At 43.7% G+C, this 17,323-nt stretch carries 15 protein-coding genes; 6 read left to right on the top strand and 9 right to left on the bottom strand.

Annotated features, from left to right (window positions below; all coding sequences use genetic code 11):
- Nucleotides 1–110 precede the first annotated feature (110 nt).
- The 4 genes from U5K35_RS14770 (at nucleotide 111) to U5K35_RS14755 (ending at nucleotide 5,693) form a co-directional block, all read left to right on the top strand.
- Nucleotides 111–1,937 (top strand): RecQ family ATP-dependent DNA helicase, encoded by a 1,827-nt coding sequence (locus tag U5K35_RS14770; protein ID WP_322572266.1) that lies wholly within the window; start codon nucleotides 111–113, stop codon nucleotides 1,935–1,937.
- Nucleotides 1,938–2,233: 296 nt separating this feature from the next.
- On the top strand, nucleotides 2,234–3,481 hold the full coding sequence (locus U5K35_RS14765) for an Nramp family divalent metal transporter (protein WP_322572265.1): 1,248 nt from the start codon (nucleotides 2,234–2,236) through the stop codon (nucleotides 3,479–3,481).
- Nucleotides 3,482–3,491: 10 nt separating this feature from the next.
- Nucleotides 3,492–4,322, top strand: a complete 831-nt coding sequence (locus U5K35_RS14760) for a sulfite exporter TauE/SafE family protein (protein WP_322572264.1) — start codon at nucleotides 3,492–3,494, stop codon at nucleotides 4,320–4,322.
- A 357-nt stretch (nucleotides 4,323–4,679) separates the two neighbouring features.
- Nucleotides 4,680–5,693, top strand: a complete 1,014-nt coding sequence (locus U5K35_RS14755; protein ID WP_322572263.1) for a fatty acid desaturase family protein — start codon at nucleotides 4,680–4,682, stop codon at nucleotides 5,691–5,693.
- Nucleotides 5,694–6,112: 419 nt separating this feature from the next.
- On the opposite strand, the gene U5K35_RS14750 is transcribed toward U5K35_RS14755, so the two are convergent.
- From U5K35_RS14750 to U5K35_RS14740, 3 genes are all read right to left on the bottom strand, one after another.
- The gene (locus U5K35_RS14750) at nucleotides 6,113–6,511 is read right to left on the bottom strand and encodes a type II toxin-antitoxin system death-on-curing family toxin (RefSeq protein ID WP_322572262.1); all 399 of its coding nucleotides are present in this window, start codon (nucleotides 6,509–6,511) and stop codon (nucleotides 6,113–6,115) included.
- On the bottom strand, nucleotides 6,511–6,717 hold the full coding sequence (locus U5K35_RS14745) for a MazE family transcriptional regulator (protein ID WP_322572261.1): 207 nt from the start codon (nucleotides 6,715–6,717) through the stop codon (nucleotides 6,511–6,513). Before U5K35_RS14745 ends, U5K35_RS14750 begins: the two co-directional genes overlap by 1 nt.
- 193 nt (nucleotides 6,718–6,910) lie before the next feature.
- A complete protein-coding gene (locus tag U5K35_RS14740) occupies nucleotides 6,911–8,287 on the bottom strand; it encodes a YfcC family protein (protein WP_322572260.1) in 1,377 nt (458 codons plus the stop codon).
- 435 nt (nucleotides 8,288–8,722) lie between these two features.
- On the opposite strand from U5K35_RS14740, the gene nfo reads away from it, so the two are divergent.
- Entirely contained in the window at nucleotides 8,723–9,565 is an 843-nt protein-coding gene (gene nfo / locus U5K35_RS14735; RefSeq protein WP_322572259.1) for a deoxyribonuclease IV, read from the top strand.
- A 7-nt stretch (nucleotides 9,566–9,572) separates the two neighbouring features.
- Here the strand turns inward: nfo and U5K35_RS14730 are convergent, their stop codons facing one another.
- Nucleotides 9,573–10,403 carry a universal stress protein gene (locus U5K35_RS14730; RefSeq protein WP_322572258.1) on the bottom strand — a complete coding sequence of 277 codons (831 nt, stop codon included), beginning with the start codon at nucleotides 10,401–10,403 and terminating at the stop codon, nucleotides 9,573–9,575.
- A 101-nt stretch (nucleotides 10,404–10,504) separates the two neighbouring features.
- Between U5K35_RS14730 and polA the strand changes: the two genes are divergently transcribed.
- Nucleotides 10,505–13,240 (top strand): DNA polymerase I, encoded by a 2,736-nt coding sequence (gene polA, locus U5K35_RS14725; RefSeq protein WP_322572257.1) that lies wholly within the window; start codon nucleotides 10,505–10,507, stop codon nucleotides 13,238–13,240.
- A gap of 226 nt (nucleotides 13,241–13,466) precedes the next feature.
- Here the strand turns inward: polA and U5K35_RS14720 are convergent, their stop codons facing one another.
- The 5 genes from U5K35_RS14720 to rsgA all read right to left on the bottom strand — a co-directional run bounded on the left by U5K35_RS14720 (nucleotide 13,467) and on the right by rsgA (nucleotide 17,078).
- Complete coding sequence (locus tag U5K35_RS14720) at nucleotides 13,467–14,105, bottom strand: hypothetical protein (protein ID WP_322572256.1); 639 nt, start codon at nucleotides 14,103–14,105, stop codon at nucleotides 13,467–13,469.
- A 730-nt stretch (nucleotides 14,106–14,835) separates the two neighbouring features.
- Nucleotides 14,836–14,940: a DUF6588 family protein gene (locus tag U5K35_RS19810; RefSeq protein ID WP_416221645.1), complete on the bottom strand. Its 105-nt coding sequence runs from the start codon at nucleotides 14,938–14,940 to the stop codon at nucleotides 14,836–14,838.
- Nucleotides 14,907–15,512 (bottom strand): DUF6588 family protein, encoded by a 606-nt coding sequence (locus U5K35_RS14715; RefSeq protein WP_322572255.1) that lies wholly within the window; start codon nucleotides 15,510–15,512, stop codon nucleotides 14,907–14,909. Before U5K35_RS14715 ends, U5K35_RS19810 begins: the two co-directional genes overlap by 34 nt.
- Nucleotides 15,509–15,973, bottom strand: a complete 465-nt coding sequence (locus U5K35_RS14710; protein WP_322572254.1) for a DUF6588 family protein — start codon at nucleotides 15,971–15,973, stop codon at nucleotides 15,509–15,511. Before U5K35_RS14710 ends, U5K35_RS14715 begins: the two co-directional genes overlap by 4 nt.
- Nucleotides 15,974–16,169: 196 nt before the next feature.
- On the bottom strand, nucleotides 16,170–17,078 hold the full coding sequence (gene rsgA / locus U5K35_RS14705) for a ribosome small subunit-dependent GTPase A (RefSeq protein WP_322572253.1): 909 nt from the start codon (nucleotides 17,076–17,078) through the stop codon (nucleotides 16,170–16,172).
- Between the last annotated feature and the right edge of the window lie 245 nt (nucleotides 17,079–17,323).

Raw genomic sequence — 17,323 nt, 5'->3', positions numbered from 1 at the left:
TTAAATAATGAGTCAGCCAACCATCGACGATGCAAGGAGCGCATTAAAAAAATATTGGGGATACGATGATTTTCGTCCCGGACAGGACGAGGCGATAGAGTCTGTATTGGATGGAAAGCAAACGCTTGTGCTTTTTCCCAACAGGCGGCGGAAAATCTTTGTGTTATCAGGTGCCCGCACTGGTGCTCGATGGACTGACAATTGTTATCTCTCCGCTGGTGGCGCTGATGCAGGATCAGGTAGATCAACTGCAAAAATTGGGTATCAGGGCTACATTCATCAACAGCACGATTCCCGGCTATGAAGTTGAACAGCGCCTGGTTAACGCCAGGAATGGCATGTATAAACTACTCTACATAGCTCCTGAAAGGCTCACTACCGAAAGGTGGCAGATAGAGCTTCCCAACTTGAATATAGATTTGATAGCCGTTGATGAAGCACACTGTATTTCTGAATGGGGACACGACTTCAGGCCAAGCTATCGAAATATAAGAGAAGAGCTTTCCCTGATAGGTGATCGAGTGCGATGGATTGCGCTCACAGCTACGGCAACGCCCGAGGTAAAAAAAGACTTGCTGCAGTCGCTTCAGTTCGACAGTCCAAATGTGATATCCGGCGGGTTCAAGCGGCCTAATCTTCACTGGTGGGTCAATGAAACTCAGAAGAAGAAAGATCTGCTGGTTAAAGCTGTAAAAAAGGGGATCAAGCAGGGAAGTGGTATTGTTTACGCCAACACAAGGAAAGACTGCCAATACTGGGCCGACTTTTTTACAAAGAAAGGAATTTTGACAAAACCGTACCACGCGGGACTCGAGAACGATTTGCGTGAGAAGACACAGAACCAGTGGATTTCGGGTGAGATTCCACTGGTAGTGGCAACCAATGCCTTTGGTATGGGAATCGACAAACCGGATTGCAGATTTGTGATTCACTATTTTATGCCGCTTACGTTGGAAGCCTACTATCAGGAGGCAGGCCGTGCCGGACGAGACGGTGAGATTAGCTTCCCGATTTTGATTTATAAAAGCAGTGATGTAGACCTGCTAAAATCAAGGATTTTACGATCCTACCCCGAATACGATACACTGAACAAAATCTATACGGCTTTGTGTGATGAGCTTAATCTTGCCATTGGAAGTGAACACGAGGGATCAGAACCGGTAGATTATGCGGCAGTTGCAAAACGGTGCGGTTACACGGAAAGAGTGGTTCAAAGAGGAGCAGAGGTTCTGCAGAGGCTTGGAATTCTGGAACTAACGGATCTCTATCGACCTAAAGTGGGAATACATTTTTTGGTGAGCAGATCGTATGTAAGGGATAAGGTGGAGGAACTCAATTCAAAAAAAGGGGAGTTTCTGGATCAGTTATTCAGAGTTTATGGCCCGCCATCCTTTTCGGATTTTCACTATATCGAAACAAATTATTTAACGGATAAGCTTGATGTAAATGTCAACCAGCTTAACAAGGCACTGCGTGTCTTTGCGGATCATGATCAGATTCTGAAAGTAAAGTTGATCGGAGAAAAACCACTGGTCAGGTTGCTGGATCCCCGGATGCCGAAACTTCACATAGATCAGAAAAAAGCATATCACTACCGCGATGTTCTTCTGAAAAAACTGGAGTATATGGATGGCTATGCTACCACTCAGGGATGCCGGGAAGTGTATCTGAGAACGTACTTTGGTGAAACCGATGCCAGGCCTTGTGGAAACTGCGACAACTGTAAGTACATCAGTAAAGAAAAAATAGAATCTGTTACAGATTCAGATATCAATAAAGTAAAGGAGGTTTTGATGTCCGGCGCAAAAGATATCGAATCCATTCAGACCCGGGTGGAGTGGAAACGGGAGAAGTTAAAGCAGGTTATTGAATTCATGCAGAGAGAGCAGGTAATAAAACGAGTAGAAGAAGAAGGTGAATCTTACAAGCTAACTTGAGATAATTGCCGAACTAATTCCGGTATTTTGTAAATTTTGACATATGAAAAGCCCTTCCAGTTAAATTAACCCTAATTTAATTTAGCTTTTTGTCTTTTAATGTTTAGTTTAAGCCGGCTCAGAAAAGTTGATAAAAATATTTAGGGAAACACATAATTAAAATATCTTCTTTAGTGTTAATTAAGGCTTATTCATTTTTCAATCATCTTTTCTTCTACAATTGTGAACTGTTTTGAAAAAACAGCAGCAATCTTCAATTAAGTACAGATAACTCAATTTAAAACTACATCATCTCTATGAAAGAATTTTTCGAAAACTTCTTTGACAAGTATGGTCTGTCTTTTATTATGGTTGCCAGCTACTTCGGCTCGGGGTCCATTTTTATTGCCAGTCAGGCAGGCGTTGAATATGGGTACGTCTTGATATGGGCTGTACTCGGTGCGGTACTGCTCGGATTTATGGCTCAGGACATGAGTGCCCGACTCGGTATTTTCGGTGATACGCTTATGACCTTTATTCGCAAGAAGCTTGGTAAAAACGGGGCGTTAACCATTGCCTTGTTTTTATCCATTGGCTGTATCGCATGGACATTGGCACTTACAGCTGCCGTGGGGAAAAGTTTTGAAATATTAACTGCCGGTGCAGTGACATGGCAGCCTCTTGCTGTGGTAACCGGTATTCTTGCCATCATTGTTGGGATTTTAAATTACGATTATGTAGAGAAAGTAATGACCGGAATGATGTTCCTATTGCTTATTCTCTACATTATTGTAGCAGGTGCCAGCGGACCTGAAATGACGGAGGTTGCGAAAGGATTTATTCCATCTATCCCGGATGTAGGTGCGATGATGCTTGGTGCTGCGATTTTGGGGACTACGGCTCTTTGGCCAAACTTCTTTTTGGAATCCATTTTGGTGAAGAGAAAAGGGTGGAATCAGTTTAAGCACGTAAAAATGATGCGTACGGATCTCGCAATGGGTTACACAGTTGGCGGTATCATTACCCTGGCCATTATCGTTGTGGCAGCTGCTGTTCTTCGACCTGCCGGATATACAGAACTCTCCTCCTTTGTAGCACCGGGTGAAGCACTTGAAATTGTATTGGGCAAGTGGGCCATGATCGTATTTCTGATCGGTGTGATAGCTGCCGCTTTTAACAGTATTGTACCGATTATGTGGACCGTTCCATTTATGATTCTTGAGGCTTTGGATATTGATCATAAAGATGGAAGCACTAAAGCGTTTAAAATGATTTTTGCCGGCGGTATTTTGATCGGGATGTTCTCTCCGCTTGTCGCCCAGATTACAGGTTTAAGCGTGGTTGAAATGGTGACACTCTTCCCGGCGTACAATGGCGTATTTGGTTTACCGATTACGGCAGCGCTGTTATTCTGGGCAGTAAATGACAAGAAGTTGATGGGAGCTGAAACCAATAACTGGAAGCTGAATATCGCAAACAGTGCTTTGGTGATTTTCTCTATCTATATTGCGATCAATTCCGGAAAAGGCGTACTGCAAGCTATTTTCGGTGGAATGCTCGCATAAACGAAACTGAATGACTTTTCTAAGTACATTTCTGTTTTTAAATACCCTGTCAATGAGCCCCGAAATGGCGATCCTAATGTTTGTGATCGCCCTTGTCGGGGGCTTCTGCATTACCACGATTGGTCCCGGCGGTATATTCGTAACCATTGCACTTTTTGCACTTCTGCCTCTGGATCCGAGTACCGTAGCCGGAACAGCCAGCGCCACATTTATCGCAACGGGAATCGTTGGAAGCCTGGGCTATCTCCGGTCCGGACAGCTTGGAACCAAAGATGCGATGAAAGGAGCATTTGTACTCAGTATCGCTTCGGTAATCGGTGCGTTTGCGGGTTCGCAAATCAACACGCTTCTTGATGCTGACACCTTTGCCGTTCTGCTGGGCCTGTTTGTCTTTTTTACCGGATTGCTCATTCTCTATCGTCAGAAAAACAAGCTGGCACCCGAGAAGAAGCTTCAGATGGATACGGTGAAAGGTATGCTCTATCTTGGCGGTGTGGGAATAGCGGTTGGCTTTCCTGGCGGTCTGCTTGGAGTTGGAGGCCCGGTGCTGGCTGTGCCCATTCTGGTAGTTCTGGGAGTGCCGATGCTTCTCTCAGTTGCGTTGGCCCAAGTGCAGTCTATTTTTATTTCCGGAATGGCTACTGCCGGGTATATGATTCACGACGCGGTTGACTGGTGGCTGGCCCTCTTTTTGGTTGTTCCACTATTGATAGGAACCGTTGGTGGCTGGATGGCTGCACAAAAAATCCGGGCTGCCCGCCTGCAGATCTTTTTAGCTGTTGTACTGGTAATTTTAGGAGTCTACCTGATGGCCGGTGGTGCTACACCCGGGGCTGCTTAATCCCCGTCAGAATGCTATATGTTGGGGAGAAATGGTATTTCTGTTTTGAGTAGAATTCTAGTTGCCAGCTAATTTTAGATCTATCACCAAGGCGATATATTGGGAAGTATAGAAATACCTTGTCGAATTCTATTCCCAATCGATTGTTTAAACAGAAAATGAAGCTATCTGTGATTTAGCCATGGGTCTGGTAAGAGACAGATCCCTCAAAAGGAAAAAAATCAGATATTTTGAAAGTGGAGAATTTTTAGTAATGTGGCTTTTATAGGATTGTTTTAATACATGGATATATTCTAAAAATCACACATGTATGTAGAATTTTATCCATAATCGAAAAATAACACAGGGAGGGAGGCCATGGAAACGGCAACCAAAACGAAAGAGATAAAGCCTGATCTTTATTTTTGCGATTCACCCGGAATGGTATATCTGCTTAGCAGAAGGGATATTTCAAAAGCAAAGCGTAAAACAATTCGTGAACTTCAGAAACTGGACTATACGTACAATTTAAAGATACCGTTCTTTTACGCTCTATGGATTGGCTCGGCAATTTTGTTTCTGAACACTCAGTCAATCTGGCTGCATATCCCACTCTATTTTTTGATGACCTGTTCAATGGTTGGGCTTTCAATTTTGATGCACGAGTCGAATCACAATCTGCTGTTTAAAAATAAACACCTGAATCGCTGGACAGGGTTTATTTGTGGCTTTCCCTCTTTGGTTGCCGTATCGGCCTATCGAACACTACATCTTGCCCATCACGCCAACACGGGAACCCATCATGATCCCGACAATATGGAAAATGCAGTTCCAAAGTCCATACCCATGGTCATCTTTTTCTATATTTTTCTTTTTGTAGGTGCGTATCTCTACCTGTTTCATCTGATGATTAAGTCTATACAGTTGGCTGATCAAAAAATGAGAAGGCAAATCATTACGGAGTACCTGCTTATTGTTTCAATTTTCACAGCTCTATTTTGGTTCTTGCCGTTCTACATCATGCTTCACTGCTGGCTGATACCGCTCATTATTGCAGCTCAGCTGACCAATGTGCGAGGGCTGGCAGAGCACGGTCTAACAACAGGTGATAATGCGTTTACCGAAACGAGGACAGTTCTCAGTAACAGATTTGTATCGTTTATGATGAGCAACCTAAACTATCATCTGGATCATCATCTGTTCCCCGGAGTACCGTGGTATAATCTTCCCAAACTGCATGCGATCTTACAGGATGAATACAAGGCTGCAGGTTCTTCCGTTTATACTTCATACACAGCATTTTTGGTTGATTTTTTCAAAGTGAGTATGACCGGATATATCCCTGATGTACGACTGATTCCCGAACACCTGAGAGAGGATGTTTGCGGGTAGGGTTTTTTGATGCTACTTAAAACCAATTTTCTGGATTATTAGCTACTAAAGCGTATCAAACCCCCGTCACGTCTCAGAGTCGTGACAGGAGTGTATTTACACATTCCTCAATGACATGAAACGGCCGGCCCGTGATCTACTGGTGAAGAATCATCGCCGTTTGTCAGTAAAAAGTATATATGCCGGGATAGCACTGAACAAAAAGATATTGTTGGCGTCCCATCATTCTCTCTTTTTTAATTATTTAAGAAATGTTTAGATCGTACACGGAAAATTCGTCAAACCGAGTGTATTCAGATGCGTAAGGAATAAAAGTGAGAGTGGAGATGAATACCATATAAAAAAGGATCATAAACATGTAAGAATCTCTTATTGATTATATGCTACTTTTCCCCGACAGAAGAATAGATCTTTGCATGTTACTGAAACCTTTTGACAGAATGTTCCTTAAGGTGACTGGCTACGTCATCTTTTGTGATGTCTTTGGAAATAAATCCTAAAACAATGTCTGCAAGTTCTTCATCATATGTCTCTTCTATGACGTAGCCATTTAAATAGAGGAAAGTGAGGGCAGATGCCAATGCTGTGCGTTTATTGCCATCCACAAATGGATGGCGCATGGTTATGCAGGAAATATAGGTTGCAGCCATTGAAAACAGATCCAAAAGATATTCACCGCCAAAACTAACTTTTGGTGCATCGACACAAGCTTCTACACCATCACTATCGCGTATACCGGTTGCGCCACCGGCAATTTTGATTTCCTGATTATGAAAAGAGAGAATATTTTCTAATGTAAGAAAAATCGGTTCTGACATCACTGACCAAGCTTATCAAGAGATTTTCGATGTTTCTGGCTGATTTTCTGATAAGCACTGTCAGCATCTATTTTTTTAATTAAAAGCCCATCTTCATGAGGTACAATTTCAACTTGATCATCCTCTTCCACTTTCAATAGTTTAAGAAGTGCTTTTTCGAGTAGTATTCCTCGACTGTTACCGATTTTTTGAAGTTTTTTGATCATAAGATCAGATATTTAGTTCTTACTATGTTCTTACATCTATAATACGAAATGGATGAATAAAAAGTGTATTGAAAAAAGTTTTGAAGGTGAAAAGCATGGCCCGTCAAACATAGACTGAAGCCAAATTTACCTCGCCTATCCGCAGGTAGCGGTCAAACGAAAACCGTAAACCCTATACCGTAAACCGTTTCAATCACGAATATCCAATCCAGACAGCCACAACAAGGGAGATGGAGGCAAGAATCAAAAGCTTAATAATTAGCGGGCCGATGAATTTAAACCACCGGTCATAAGAAATTCCGGCCAGTCCTAGAATTCCCATCAGGACGGGATTTGTAGGGACAATCATGTTCATCAGGCCGTCGCCAAACTGAAAGGCGAGAACCGAGATTTGACGGGATACTCCGACCAGGTCGCCAATTGGTGCCATAAGTGGCATCGTCACAAATGCCTGTCCGCTGCCCGAAGGAATGAAGAAATTCAGAATACTTTGAATGAAGAGCATACCTACGGCAGAGAATTCAGCCCCTACGGACGCAAGCGGTGTTGCCAGGGCATTTACCACTGTATGCAGAACTTCGCCATCTTCAAGCAGCAATGCGATTGATCGGGCAAATCCGATTAGAAGGGCGGTGGCCGTCAGTTCAGAAGCTCCTTTCCCAAATACTTTAGCGGTCTCATTTACGCTAAGTTTTGATATGATTCCAACCAGAACAGCTAAAGCAAAAAACATGGCGCCAAGTTCAATCAGGTACCATGCGTACTGATATATGCCAAAAACGAGGAGGATCAAAGACGCAAATGTAGCAGCCAGTACGCCAATATGCCGGTTGGTCATCTCAGGGTAGGTTGTTTGTCCTTTTGATGCCTTTGTAGCAATAGCCCCGGCCATCAGGCTCTTTGAAGGATCGGCTTGTATTTTGCGTGCATAGCTCCAGACGTGATGAAAACCGACGGCAAGGAAGGGGACAGCCAATATGGCCCTGTATTCGATCCCAGATACGGGTTGAAGTTCTGCAATTTCCTGTGCCACCAGAAGCGTAAATGGGTTCATCAAAGCGACCCCGTAGCCGATACCGTAACCAACCACCATAGTTCCGATTGCGGTAATAGCATCGAGCCGCAGAGCCGTGCATACTGAAATTAAGATAACCGCAAAAGGAATGTACTCTTCAGCCATACCAAGAGTAGCTGAGGCAGCAGCAAACGCAAACATGGCAAAGAAGAGCAGCAGAAACGGTCTGTCGCCATAGCGGTTGATCATTTTACCCAAAAGGGCATCGATGGCTCCCGTTTCGCGGACTACAGCCAGCGCACCGCCTATAATCAGCACAAAGAAGATGATTCCCTGGGCATCGGCAAGAGCGCGGGGAACAACTGTAAACAATGACAGGGGAGAGAGCATCTCTTTTTCGGCAACTTCTGTAAACGTGCCCGGAACCACCATTTCACGTCCCTGCTCGGTCACCTCTGTCTGAAACTCACCGGATGGGATAATCCACGTGAGAATTAGTGCGAATATCATCAAAAAGAAAAGCAGGACAAGCGTATGCGGGACTTTGAATTTCATAATCGAATGCAGATGGTTAATCAAATTTCAAAACAGTATACGAAAAGTAGATTTCAGATGTGAAGACGTAGTACAACGGGGCGCCTGATCCGTTAAATATTGTGATTAAATTGCGAATGACCGAATGACGAACAACGAACTGTGAATTTGTTAATCGTACTTGTTCAGTTCTTATTACAATTGGAACACACCCCTGATCACTACGTTGGACACTGCGTGATCTGTACCCTCTCAAGAGGGGATGGACCGAGAGTAGTTCTGCGCGTAAGCGTAGGGTAAACTGCAGATACTCATCAACCACCGAACAGAGGGCGTATATTAAAATGATAAATAGAATTGAGGCGGTAATTCAATAAATCAACTTGACCTTTCTGTATTCTGACAACATTGATCACTATCTTCAATCAAAAATTTTAACTGTAAAAAACGACCAGAATGAAATTTATTGGAGCACATGTCAGTGCGGCAGGTGGCGTGGAAAATGTACCGGAAAGAGCTCATGAAATCGGGGCTACAGGATTTGCCTTATTTACCAAGAATCAGCGCCAATGGAAGGCAAAACCGCTCACAGAGGAAAATATTGAAGGATTTAAGAGCGAATGCGAAAAGTACGGTTACAGCATGGACGCTGTAATACCGCACGACAGCTATCTGATTAACCTCGGCCATCCGGAAAAGGCAAAGCTTCAAAAATCGAGAGATGCTTTTTTGATTGAGCTTCAGCGGTGTGAACAGCTTGGAATCAAACTTTTGAATTTCCATCCCGGCAGTCATCTCAAAAAGATTTCTGAAACGGAGTGTTTATCACGCATTGCGGAATCGATCAACGTTGCGCTGGATCAGACCGAATTTACCAAAGCTGTGATTGAAAACACGGCGGGTCAGGGCACAAACATGGGGTTTCGTTTTGAACATCTGGCGGAAATTATGGATCAGGTGGACAATCAGGACCGTGTTGGGGTTTGTATCGACACGGCCCACGCTTTTGCCGGCGGATATGATATCTCTACCGAGGATGGTTTCCACGATACGTTTGAGCAGTTTGAGAAGATTGTCGGTTTTGAAAAGCTTCTGGGTATGCACCTGAATGATTCCAAAAAAGAGTTAGGTACGCAGGTCGATCGTCATGACAGCCTTGGAGACGGATTCATCGGCTGGACCCCATTTGAGCTGATTATGAAAGATGATCGCTTTAACGGAATCCCTCTGATTTTGGAAACTCCAAACACCGAACGCTGGTCAGAGGAGATCGCGAAATTGAAAGAGCTGGCGGGTTAATTAGTAACTAATCATTCGGAATCATAATAAGAGGAACGGCTGCAATCTGGGCCAGAACCCGCGCATTGCTGCGCGTGATAAGCCACTCTACAAATCGTCTTTTGTAACGTGTTGTAACCAATATGGTATGCTGGTCACCGCCAATCAGTCGGGTAATACCCTCCAGAAAGGATTTATCCTCATAAAATTCTACCTGGAGTGTATCATCTTTAAGTTCCTTTCGCAGTTTTTTCTGGAATTTTTTCCCTTTCTCTTCACGTATTTCCTTTTTCTCAACAATGTGTACAATTCTCAATTTCACTCCCAACTCAATAGAAAGTTTTTTCATCTGCTTGATTGGCTTGATGTCCTGATTTCTGAGACCTGTGGCAAACACCAGATGTTTGGGCTGCCGGTAATCTACCTGCTTAGACATGGCAAATACAGGGATGGGACTCTCCAATAGTATATTGTTTGTTATACTGCCGTAAATGGCTTTTTTTAGGTCGTGTTCACCTCCCAATCCAACAACAATCATATCAAACTTGCCGGTTTTGGCGGCATGTAGAAACGTGGTAGAGGTGCTTCCCACTTCAACGGAGCCTTTCATGTTCACATGCCGGAAATCATCAGTAGAATGGAGGCCATCAATAAGCTCCGACAATTTTTTAGCGCTGTCCGCCTTTTTACTTTCTAAAACGTTTTCAATCCGTGAGGGAAAATCGTAAGGCTGTTCAATTACGTGCATGAACATAACCTTGGCCCCTGTGTAGGAAGCTATTTCGCAAGCATAACGAACGGCTGTATCGGATTTGCTGGAAAAATCTGTTGGAACAAGTATGGAAGTAATCGTAGACATAGTTAAAAGTGGATGTTATGGAATGATCAGAATCTATATTCTGTGTTATCCATCGTAAATCATATCTTCAGGTAAAAATAGTAAAATAGTTAGCTTAAAAAATGGCCAAAAAAAAGTTATACCTACTCGACGGAATGGCACTTGCATATCGTGCTCACTTCGCATTTATAAACAGCAGACTCAAGAATTCGGAAGGAATTGCAACGGGACCTATTCTCGGATTTGCAAATACACTGGCTAAACTGCTTGAAGAGGAGGAGCCAACACACATCGCTGTAGCATGGGATACTCACGCACCTACGTTTCGCCATGAATTGGACGAGGAGTATAAGGCAAATCGACCGCCGCAGCCCGAAGAACTGAAAGTGGGTATTCCACTTATCAAGGAGATGGTTGACAAGTTTGGAATAGACAACATTGAGCAGGATGGATATGAAGCGGACGACATCATCGGAACCATTGCATACAACGCCCAGGCCGAGCACGTTGATGTCTATCTCGTAACTCCCGATAAGGATTTTATGCAGCTGGTTGATGACCACATAACGATGATTAAGCCGGATAACAAAAACGGTGGATTTATCGTGATAGACCGTAACGGTGTGCAGGACTATTTTGGCGTTGGACCCGAAAAGGTGATTGACGTACTGGCCATTATCGGCGATACGTCCGACAACATCCCGGGAGTGAAGGGGATTGGTAAAAAAGGAGCGCCCAAGCTGATCAATAAATACGGATCACTTGAGAAAGCGATTGAAGAAGCACCAAATATGAAATCGAAACGGCACCGTACAGGCTTGACGGAGCATGCCGAGCAGGCGATGCATGCCAAGGAGATGGTAAGTATCAAGATTGATGTGCCGGATGTGCAGCCGTGGGAAGAACTGGCGTGGGAAGGTCCCGACAAGAAAGAGCTGGGACTCTTTTTTAAACGAATGGAGTTTCGAACACTCACCCGGAAATATCTGGGAGAGGAGCCCGGCGGGCAGGGAACTCTTTTTGGTTCAAACGAAGAAGAGAATGAAAACGGATCACTGAATGAAGATGCGGTAGCTTACAACCTGGCTGTAACCAAAGAGGATATCGTAGCCGTGGTAAAACAGTTAGAAAATGCAGATGCGCTCTGCTTTGATACAGAGACTGACAGCCCCGATCCGATGTATGCAAATCTGGTCGGTATTTCTCTAAGCGCCAAACCCGAAGTTGCCTGGTACATTCCGGTGAATGTTGAAGATGCACTCCCTCAGGAAGAAGTTATGGAACTGCTCAGACCGCTTTTTGAAAATGCGGAGAGCCGGAAAATTGCACACAACTATAAGTTTGACTACCTGATTTTAAAAAGGGCCGGCTTTACCATAAAGGGAGAAATTTTTGACACGATGGTGGCTGCGTATCTCATTGATGCCAATCAAAGGCTGAAGATGGACACACTGGCGAAAAAGTATCTCAACTACGAACCTGTACCTATTGAAGCGCTGATCGGCAAAGGGAAAAAGCAGAAGTCGATGGCTGATATTCCCTATAAAGAAATTGTGAACTATGCCTGTGAGGACGCCGACATCACCTATCGTCTTTACGAGCAGTTTATAAAGGAGCTTGAGGAGGATGAGTTGCTGAGTATTGCCAATGATCTGGAATTTCCACTGATCGAGGTTTTGGGCGACATGGAAGAGAAAGGCATCAAAATTGATGTAGAGATGCTGAATGCATTTTCTGAAGACCTGAACAGCGATATTGAAAAAATAGAGAAGGAAATATTTGAGAAAACGGGAGAGGAGTTCAATCTCAACTCTCCCAAACAGCTTGGCGAGGTTCTGTTTGATAAGATGGAGATTCCGGCCGGTAAAAAGACCAAAACCGGTCAGTACTCTACATCGGAAGCCGTGCTTTCGGAGCTGGCCAATGAATATGAAGTGCCCGCAATGGTACTTGATTACCGAAGCCTGTCGAAGCTCAAATCGACCTACGTGGATGCACTGCCGAAACTGGTGAATCCAAATACAGGTCGAATACACACCGATTTTAATCAAACCATAGCCGCAACCGGCAGACTCTCTTCGTCCAATCCGAATCTTCAGAATATTCCGATTCGAACAAAAAGAGGACGTGAGATCCGAAAGGCGTTTGTTCCTGCGGATGGATTTAAGCTTCTGGCTGCCGACTACTCACAGGTGGAGTTGCGGGTTATTGCCTCAATGTCGGGCGATGAAAATATGATTGAGGCGTTCAAGAACGGTGAGGATATTCATTCACGTACGGCAAAAGAGATTTTTAATCTTGATTCGATTGATGATGTAACGCCAAATCACCGACGTAAAGCCAAGGAGGTGAATTTTGGTATTCCCTATGGAGTGAGTGCTTACGGTTTAGCCTCGCGCCTGGGTATCAGCAACTCGGAGGGAAAGGACATGATCGATCAGTATTTTGGACGTTTTCCCGGTATTAAAACCTATATCGATGATACGATTGAATTTGCTAAAGAGAACGGGTACGTATCTACGTTGATGGGAAGAAGACGCTACATTCCGGATATCAACTCCAAAAACTGGAATGTCCGTGGATTTGCAGAACGAACCGCGATCAACATGCCGATTCAGGGAACCGCCGCCGATATCATCAAATTGGCAATGATTCGCATTCACGATTATCTGCTGGAGGAGAATCTGAAATCAAAGATGCTGCTTCAGGTTCATGATGAATTGATTTTTGAAATCCATGAGGAGGAGAAAGATTCTGTCCCGGCAACAATTAAGGAGATGATGGAAAATGCCTATGAGCTTGATGTGCCTTTGGATGTGGAGACAGGTTTGGCTGAGAACTGGCTTGAGGCACATTGATAACCGTGAGTTAGAGATATGGAATTCCCCCTTCGAAGGGGGACGAGGGGAATGACCTGACAGACTAAGTTTTGGCTTGAAAATTCATCATTTATCTTTGAATCTACCACTTTTCATCATTCAGCAGGGGACACTCTTTATGAATTTTTATCTTGAATTCACGTTAATTCTTACATGAGCAGAGAAGTGGCAGCAACGTAATTTTTAAGGATGATTCAGGGTCACTTTATTGTGATGTCAATCTGCGGTCTACGAGTACGATATAAGTACCTTCATCCGTCATTTGGACTCTTCGTTCGTTAACTCCTTTTTCCAGTGCTCTTTTGTAAAGACGCTGCCATCGAATATACTCTTCAGATTCAAATTGGTTTTCATCCAGCCGGCCGTTGTGGTTACTGTCTCTCATTTTGGTTTCCACTTCAGTTTCGATGTTATAGACGGAGAATAAATTGTAGCTGCTTTCCGAATCACCCATTACGGTAACCAAAGTGTAGATATACTGCTCATCGACAAACTCAAAGGTTCTGGGATGAGGTTTTTGCTCATATTTTCCCTGCTCAGCAGCAAGTCGGATTCCGGCTTTGTAAATTTCGTTTGCACGCTCTAATGAGATGTCACCCCGCATTACACGGTCCATCGCACCATCCTGATTTTGATCTCTTGCCCAGAAAACAATTTCCCGGCCGTCGCGCAGAACAAGATCGTTCAGTGATTCACCATCGGGCGAGACCAGTCCGATAATCTCATATGTTTGCTCTTCGAACTGGAATTCAAATTTTGAGCTCTCAGTTCTGGGCTCTGTACTGGCACATCCCATTACAATGAGCAGTGACATCAGAAGTAGAAAAGGCTTCAATACATTCATAACGGATCCGTTTTATTTTATACCTATATGTCTACAACGTACAACAGGTTTATATCATATATCAAGTATTTTGGGCAGATTCGTCTTTTTTGATCAGGTTATTCAAGTGACCTGATTTTTTAAATGACCTAAAAGTTAATTGGCTTAATTAACGTCAGTTCGAGATATGGAACTGACGCCCCCATTCGAAGGCTACCATGTGTACATATCTTTAAAAATATTGATGAAGGTTTCAATATCTAAATGTAGTATTACAGCGCTTAAGGCTTTATCAATGAGATTTCGCTTCGCGTTCAAAAAATGAGCTCCATGCGTTCGCTTCGGCTGCCTTTGCTAAAGCTTCGGCAGTCAGGCTCTCTTAGTCGGGACGACAAGGCATTGGGTAAGGCAGCAGCGGGCCTGTTCTGCGTAGCCTCAGCGCAGGCGGGCATAACCGGCTGTGTTTGGGAAAAGGTTGGAAGCCGCCCGCTGCCAATTCCCATGTGAAGCCTGTCATTCCGACCGTAAATCCATGTTTTTCGGATTGAAGTGGAGGAATTTCTGGAAAACCATTTAAGATCTACTAAGGTAATGATCTAAAATAAATTTGTGTACACACGATAGCTTCGAAGGAGTTACACTCTCTAGCAAATTCTTATCTCGAACTCGCGTCGGTTACTGAGAGAACTTCAGGACATAAAAAAAGCACGATTCGGTTTCCCAAATCGTGCTTTATAATATCAGCTGTTAATTATCTGAAGCTTATACCAACACCAATATTCGCAACCGGATAGTTGGAAAGGGTGTATGAACCGGAAATAGTCAATACTGCAAGACGCAATCTGAAACCGGCCATCGCATGAATACTGTTAGAACCGTCGAAACTGATAGATCAATCGGTTCATCGAGTCGTTCAATGATTTTTTCACGGGTCTCTTCTGATCTGTCAACGGGATTATAATCTTCATTGAAAACGGTGACAGGGTAGGAGCCCGGAGAGCTAAGTGTCATACTGGAAGTTTGAAAACCAACACCTCCATACACAGAAATGATCGGCAGGTTTTTGCCTACCAGAAGATTTCCTGTAAACCCGGAGGCTTCAAGCTCAAGAGCCTGATCATCCCACAAACTTGGGTTTCCTGCATAAGGGTTATAAATATCCTGTCCCTCTTCCGGATTTACCTCAAACCCGAAATCAGAGGTTAAATTGGTATAACCAAGTTGAACGGAGAGGTCGACAGGTAATACAGAACCGCCCGGCAACCATTGGTTTAAACCATGTTTAACACCAAAACCGAATAGGCTTGTGTTTATATCTTTTACCGTTACGGTTGGCATAAATCTGATAGAGATATCCGTATCCTTGATGATTCCCACGGTTCCCTGAATCATAGGGGCAGGCACACTGAATGGATATCCTGATTTCACTTCTGAGGCATGGTAAACCTTGTGATCTCCTCGCGTTGGCCTGTTAAGGGATTAGTTCCAAAAATACCCATTTCAGGTCCCTGAACATCTTCACCGAAGGCGGTTTGGGCTTCAGACGGTCCATCTACACGTTCAAGGTTTTCGAAATTCAGTTCATCTACATTAAAACTTCGGTCACCGGTTGGAACAATCGCTATACCTGCACTGATTCGAAGATCGAATCCAAGTACGCCATATGGGCGAGCGGAGTTTACCCATCCTGAATTAAGGTCTGCACCGAATCCGTTGGCAAAAGGCCTCAGATATTCTTTCAACAGCAAGTTTGCATCGTTTGTACCGGATCGAAGTATTTCGCCGGCGTCATCGAATTGAGCAGTAGCCGTATTTACACCTGCAAGGGATATAAGCAAGCAAGTTGCAAAGAGGAGTAGTGATTTTTTTATCTGTAACACTTTTTTCATAAATGATATGTATTGGTTAATGCTATTTCAGAAGTTTGCAAATAATTGCGAAAGATCAAATTAATGGTTTTAAATATGTATGAATGGGACAGACAATTAAAGCTGTCAGGTATATTTTTTAAACAGTTTTGTAGAAATGAGTATTTAGCTCTGCAGTTGTTACAGATTTAAGCGGGTTATTTATAAATTCATCATGTTACTGCTCCAGGGATTCAAGAATATTGAGGTATGAGTGATATCTGCTGGCTGCAATTTTCCCTTCTTCAAATGCTTCCACCACACCGCACTTTGGCTCGTGATAGTGTGTGCAGTTGTAGAACTTACAATTCTGACGGGGTTCAATCATTTCAGGAAAGTAGAGGGAGAGTTCAGGTTTGTCAATTTGTACCAGTCCGAATTCACGAATTCCCGGTGTATCAACTACAAAGCCTCCACCGCTTATGGGGATGAGTTGAGCAAATGTTGTGGTGTGCTTCCCTTTTTGAGAGTATGATGAGATCTCACCAACCCTAAGTTTTAAGTTTGGTTCGATCTGATTGAGAAGAGAGGTTTTTCCAACCCCTGATGGTCCGATAAAAACGGATGTTTGTCCCGCAATTTTGGATTTCAAATCACCGGTTTCACCCGTTTCCGCAGAAGTGATGGCGGTTTTATATCCAAGGGACTGATAGAGCTCAGATAGCTCCTGAACATGCGCTTTGCCACCCGATTTGGCAAGATCCATCTTGTTGAAGATAACACCGCCGGGCACTTCGTAAGCCTCACAGGTCACTAAAAAGCGATCGATAAATCCGGTGTTCAGTTTGGGCTGTTTGACGGACTGTACTACCCATGCGCGATCCACATTGGAGACAAGTATCTGCTCACCTCTGCGTCCGTGAGTTGCCTGACGGGGAATGTAGTTCTCTCTATCGTGAATCTTCTGTATGGAGCCTGTGCCGTCATCACCTATTAAAATATCTACATAATCACCCACGGCAACAGGATTGGTCACCTCTTTTTTATCAAGGCGGAATTTGCCCGGAAGCCGGCTGTCGATGATTTCACTATCACAACTGACTTTATACCATTTTCCCGTGGATTGTATGACTCGACCTTTTTTCATTGTATATGAAAATACATGCTTTCAGTAATTAAATCGACAAATCATTTGCATTTAAACAGACTCCATTGGGATGCGTGGGGCATATATTTAATGATATTCTTTGGTTTCTCGCAGATATATCGCAGAAGAGCGTCATAAATCTTTGCGCTCTCAGCGCCTCTGCGGTGAACCTTCCAACAGAAAAAAAACAAAAGCCGAACAGATATACTCTGTCCGGCTTTTAAAGTGTTTGGCGATGGAGCTCT

This window comes from Rhodohalobacter sp., from assembly GCF_034521535.1.
Lineage (GTDB): Bacteria > Bacteroidota > Rhodothermia > Balneolales > Balneolaceae > Rhodohalobacter.
Note: the sequence above shows the minus strand (reverse complement) of the source record. Positions and strands in the feature narration are given on the sequence as shown.

What these genes read in the sequence shown, in the direction of transcription:
- U5K35_RS14770 (WP_322572266.1), top strand. Translation starts at nt 111, where the DNA reads ATGGAAAGCAAACGCTTGTGCTTTTTCCCAACAGGCGGCGGAAAATCT.
- U5K35_RS14765 (WP_322572265.1), top strand. Translation starts at nt 2,234, where the DNA reads ATGAAAGAATTTTTCGAAAACTTCTTTGACAAGTATGGTCTGTCTTTT.
- U5K35_RS14760 (WP_322572264.1), top strand. Translation starts at nt 3,492, where the DNA reads ATGACTTTTCTAAGTACATTTCTGTTTTTAAATACCCTGTCAATGAGC.
- U5K35_RS14755 (WP_322572263.1), top strand. Translation starts at nt 4,680, where the DNA reads ATGGAAACGGCAACCAAAACGAAAGAGATAAAGCCTGATCTTTATTTT.
- U5K35_RS14750 (WP_322572262.1), bottom strand. Translation starts at nt 6,511, where the DNA reads ATGTCAGAACCGATTTTTCTTACATTAGAAAATATTCTCTCTTTTCAT.
- U5K35_RS14745 (WP_322572261.1), bottom strand. Translation starts at nt 6,717, where the DNA reads ATGATCAAAAAACTTCAAAAAATCGGTAACAGTCGAGGAATACTACTC.
- U5K35_RS14740 (WP_322572260.1), bottom strand. Translation starts at nt 8,287, where the DNA reads ATGAAATTCAAAGTCCCGCATACGCTTGTCCTGCTTTTCTTTTTGATG.
- nfo (WP_322572259.1), top strand. Translation starts at nt 8,723, where the DNA reads ATGAAATTTATTGGAGCACATGTCAGTGCGGCAGGTGGCGTGGAAAAT.
- U5K35_RS14730 (WP_322572258.1), bottom strand. Translation starts at nt 10,403, where the DNA reads ATGTCTACGATTACTTCCATACTTGTTCCAACAGATTTTTCCAGCAAA.
- polA (WP_322572257.1), top strand. Translation starts at nt 10,505, where the DNA reads ATGGCCAAAAAAAAGTTATACCTACTCGACGGAATGGCACTTGCATAT.
- U5K35_RS14720 (WP_322572256.1), bottom strand. Translation starts at nt 14,105, where the DNA reads ATGAATGTATTGAAGCCTTTTCTACTTCTGATGTCACTGCTCATTGTA.
- U5K35_RS19810 (WP_416221645.1), bottom strand. Translation starts at nt 14,940, where the DNA reads ATGGCCGGTTTCAGATTGCGTCTTGCAGTATTGACTATTTCCGGTTCA.
- U5K35_RS14710 (WP_322572254.1), bottom strand. Translation starts at nt 15,973, where the DNA reads ATGAAAAAAGTGTTACAGATAAAAAAATCACTACTCCTCTTTGCAACT.
- rsgA (WP_322572253.1), bottom strand. Translation starts at nt 17,078, where the DNA reads ATGAAAAAAGGTCGAGTCATACAATCCACGGGAAAATGGTATAAAGTC.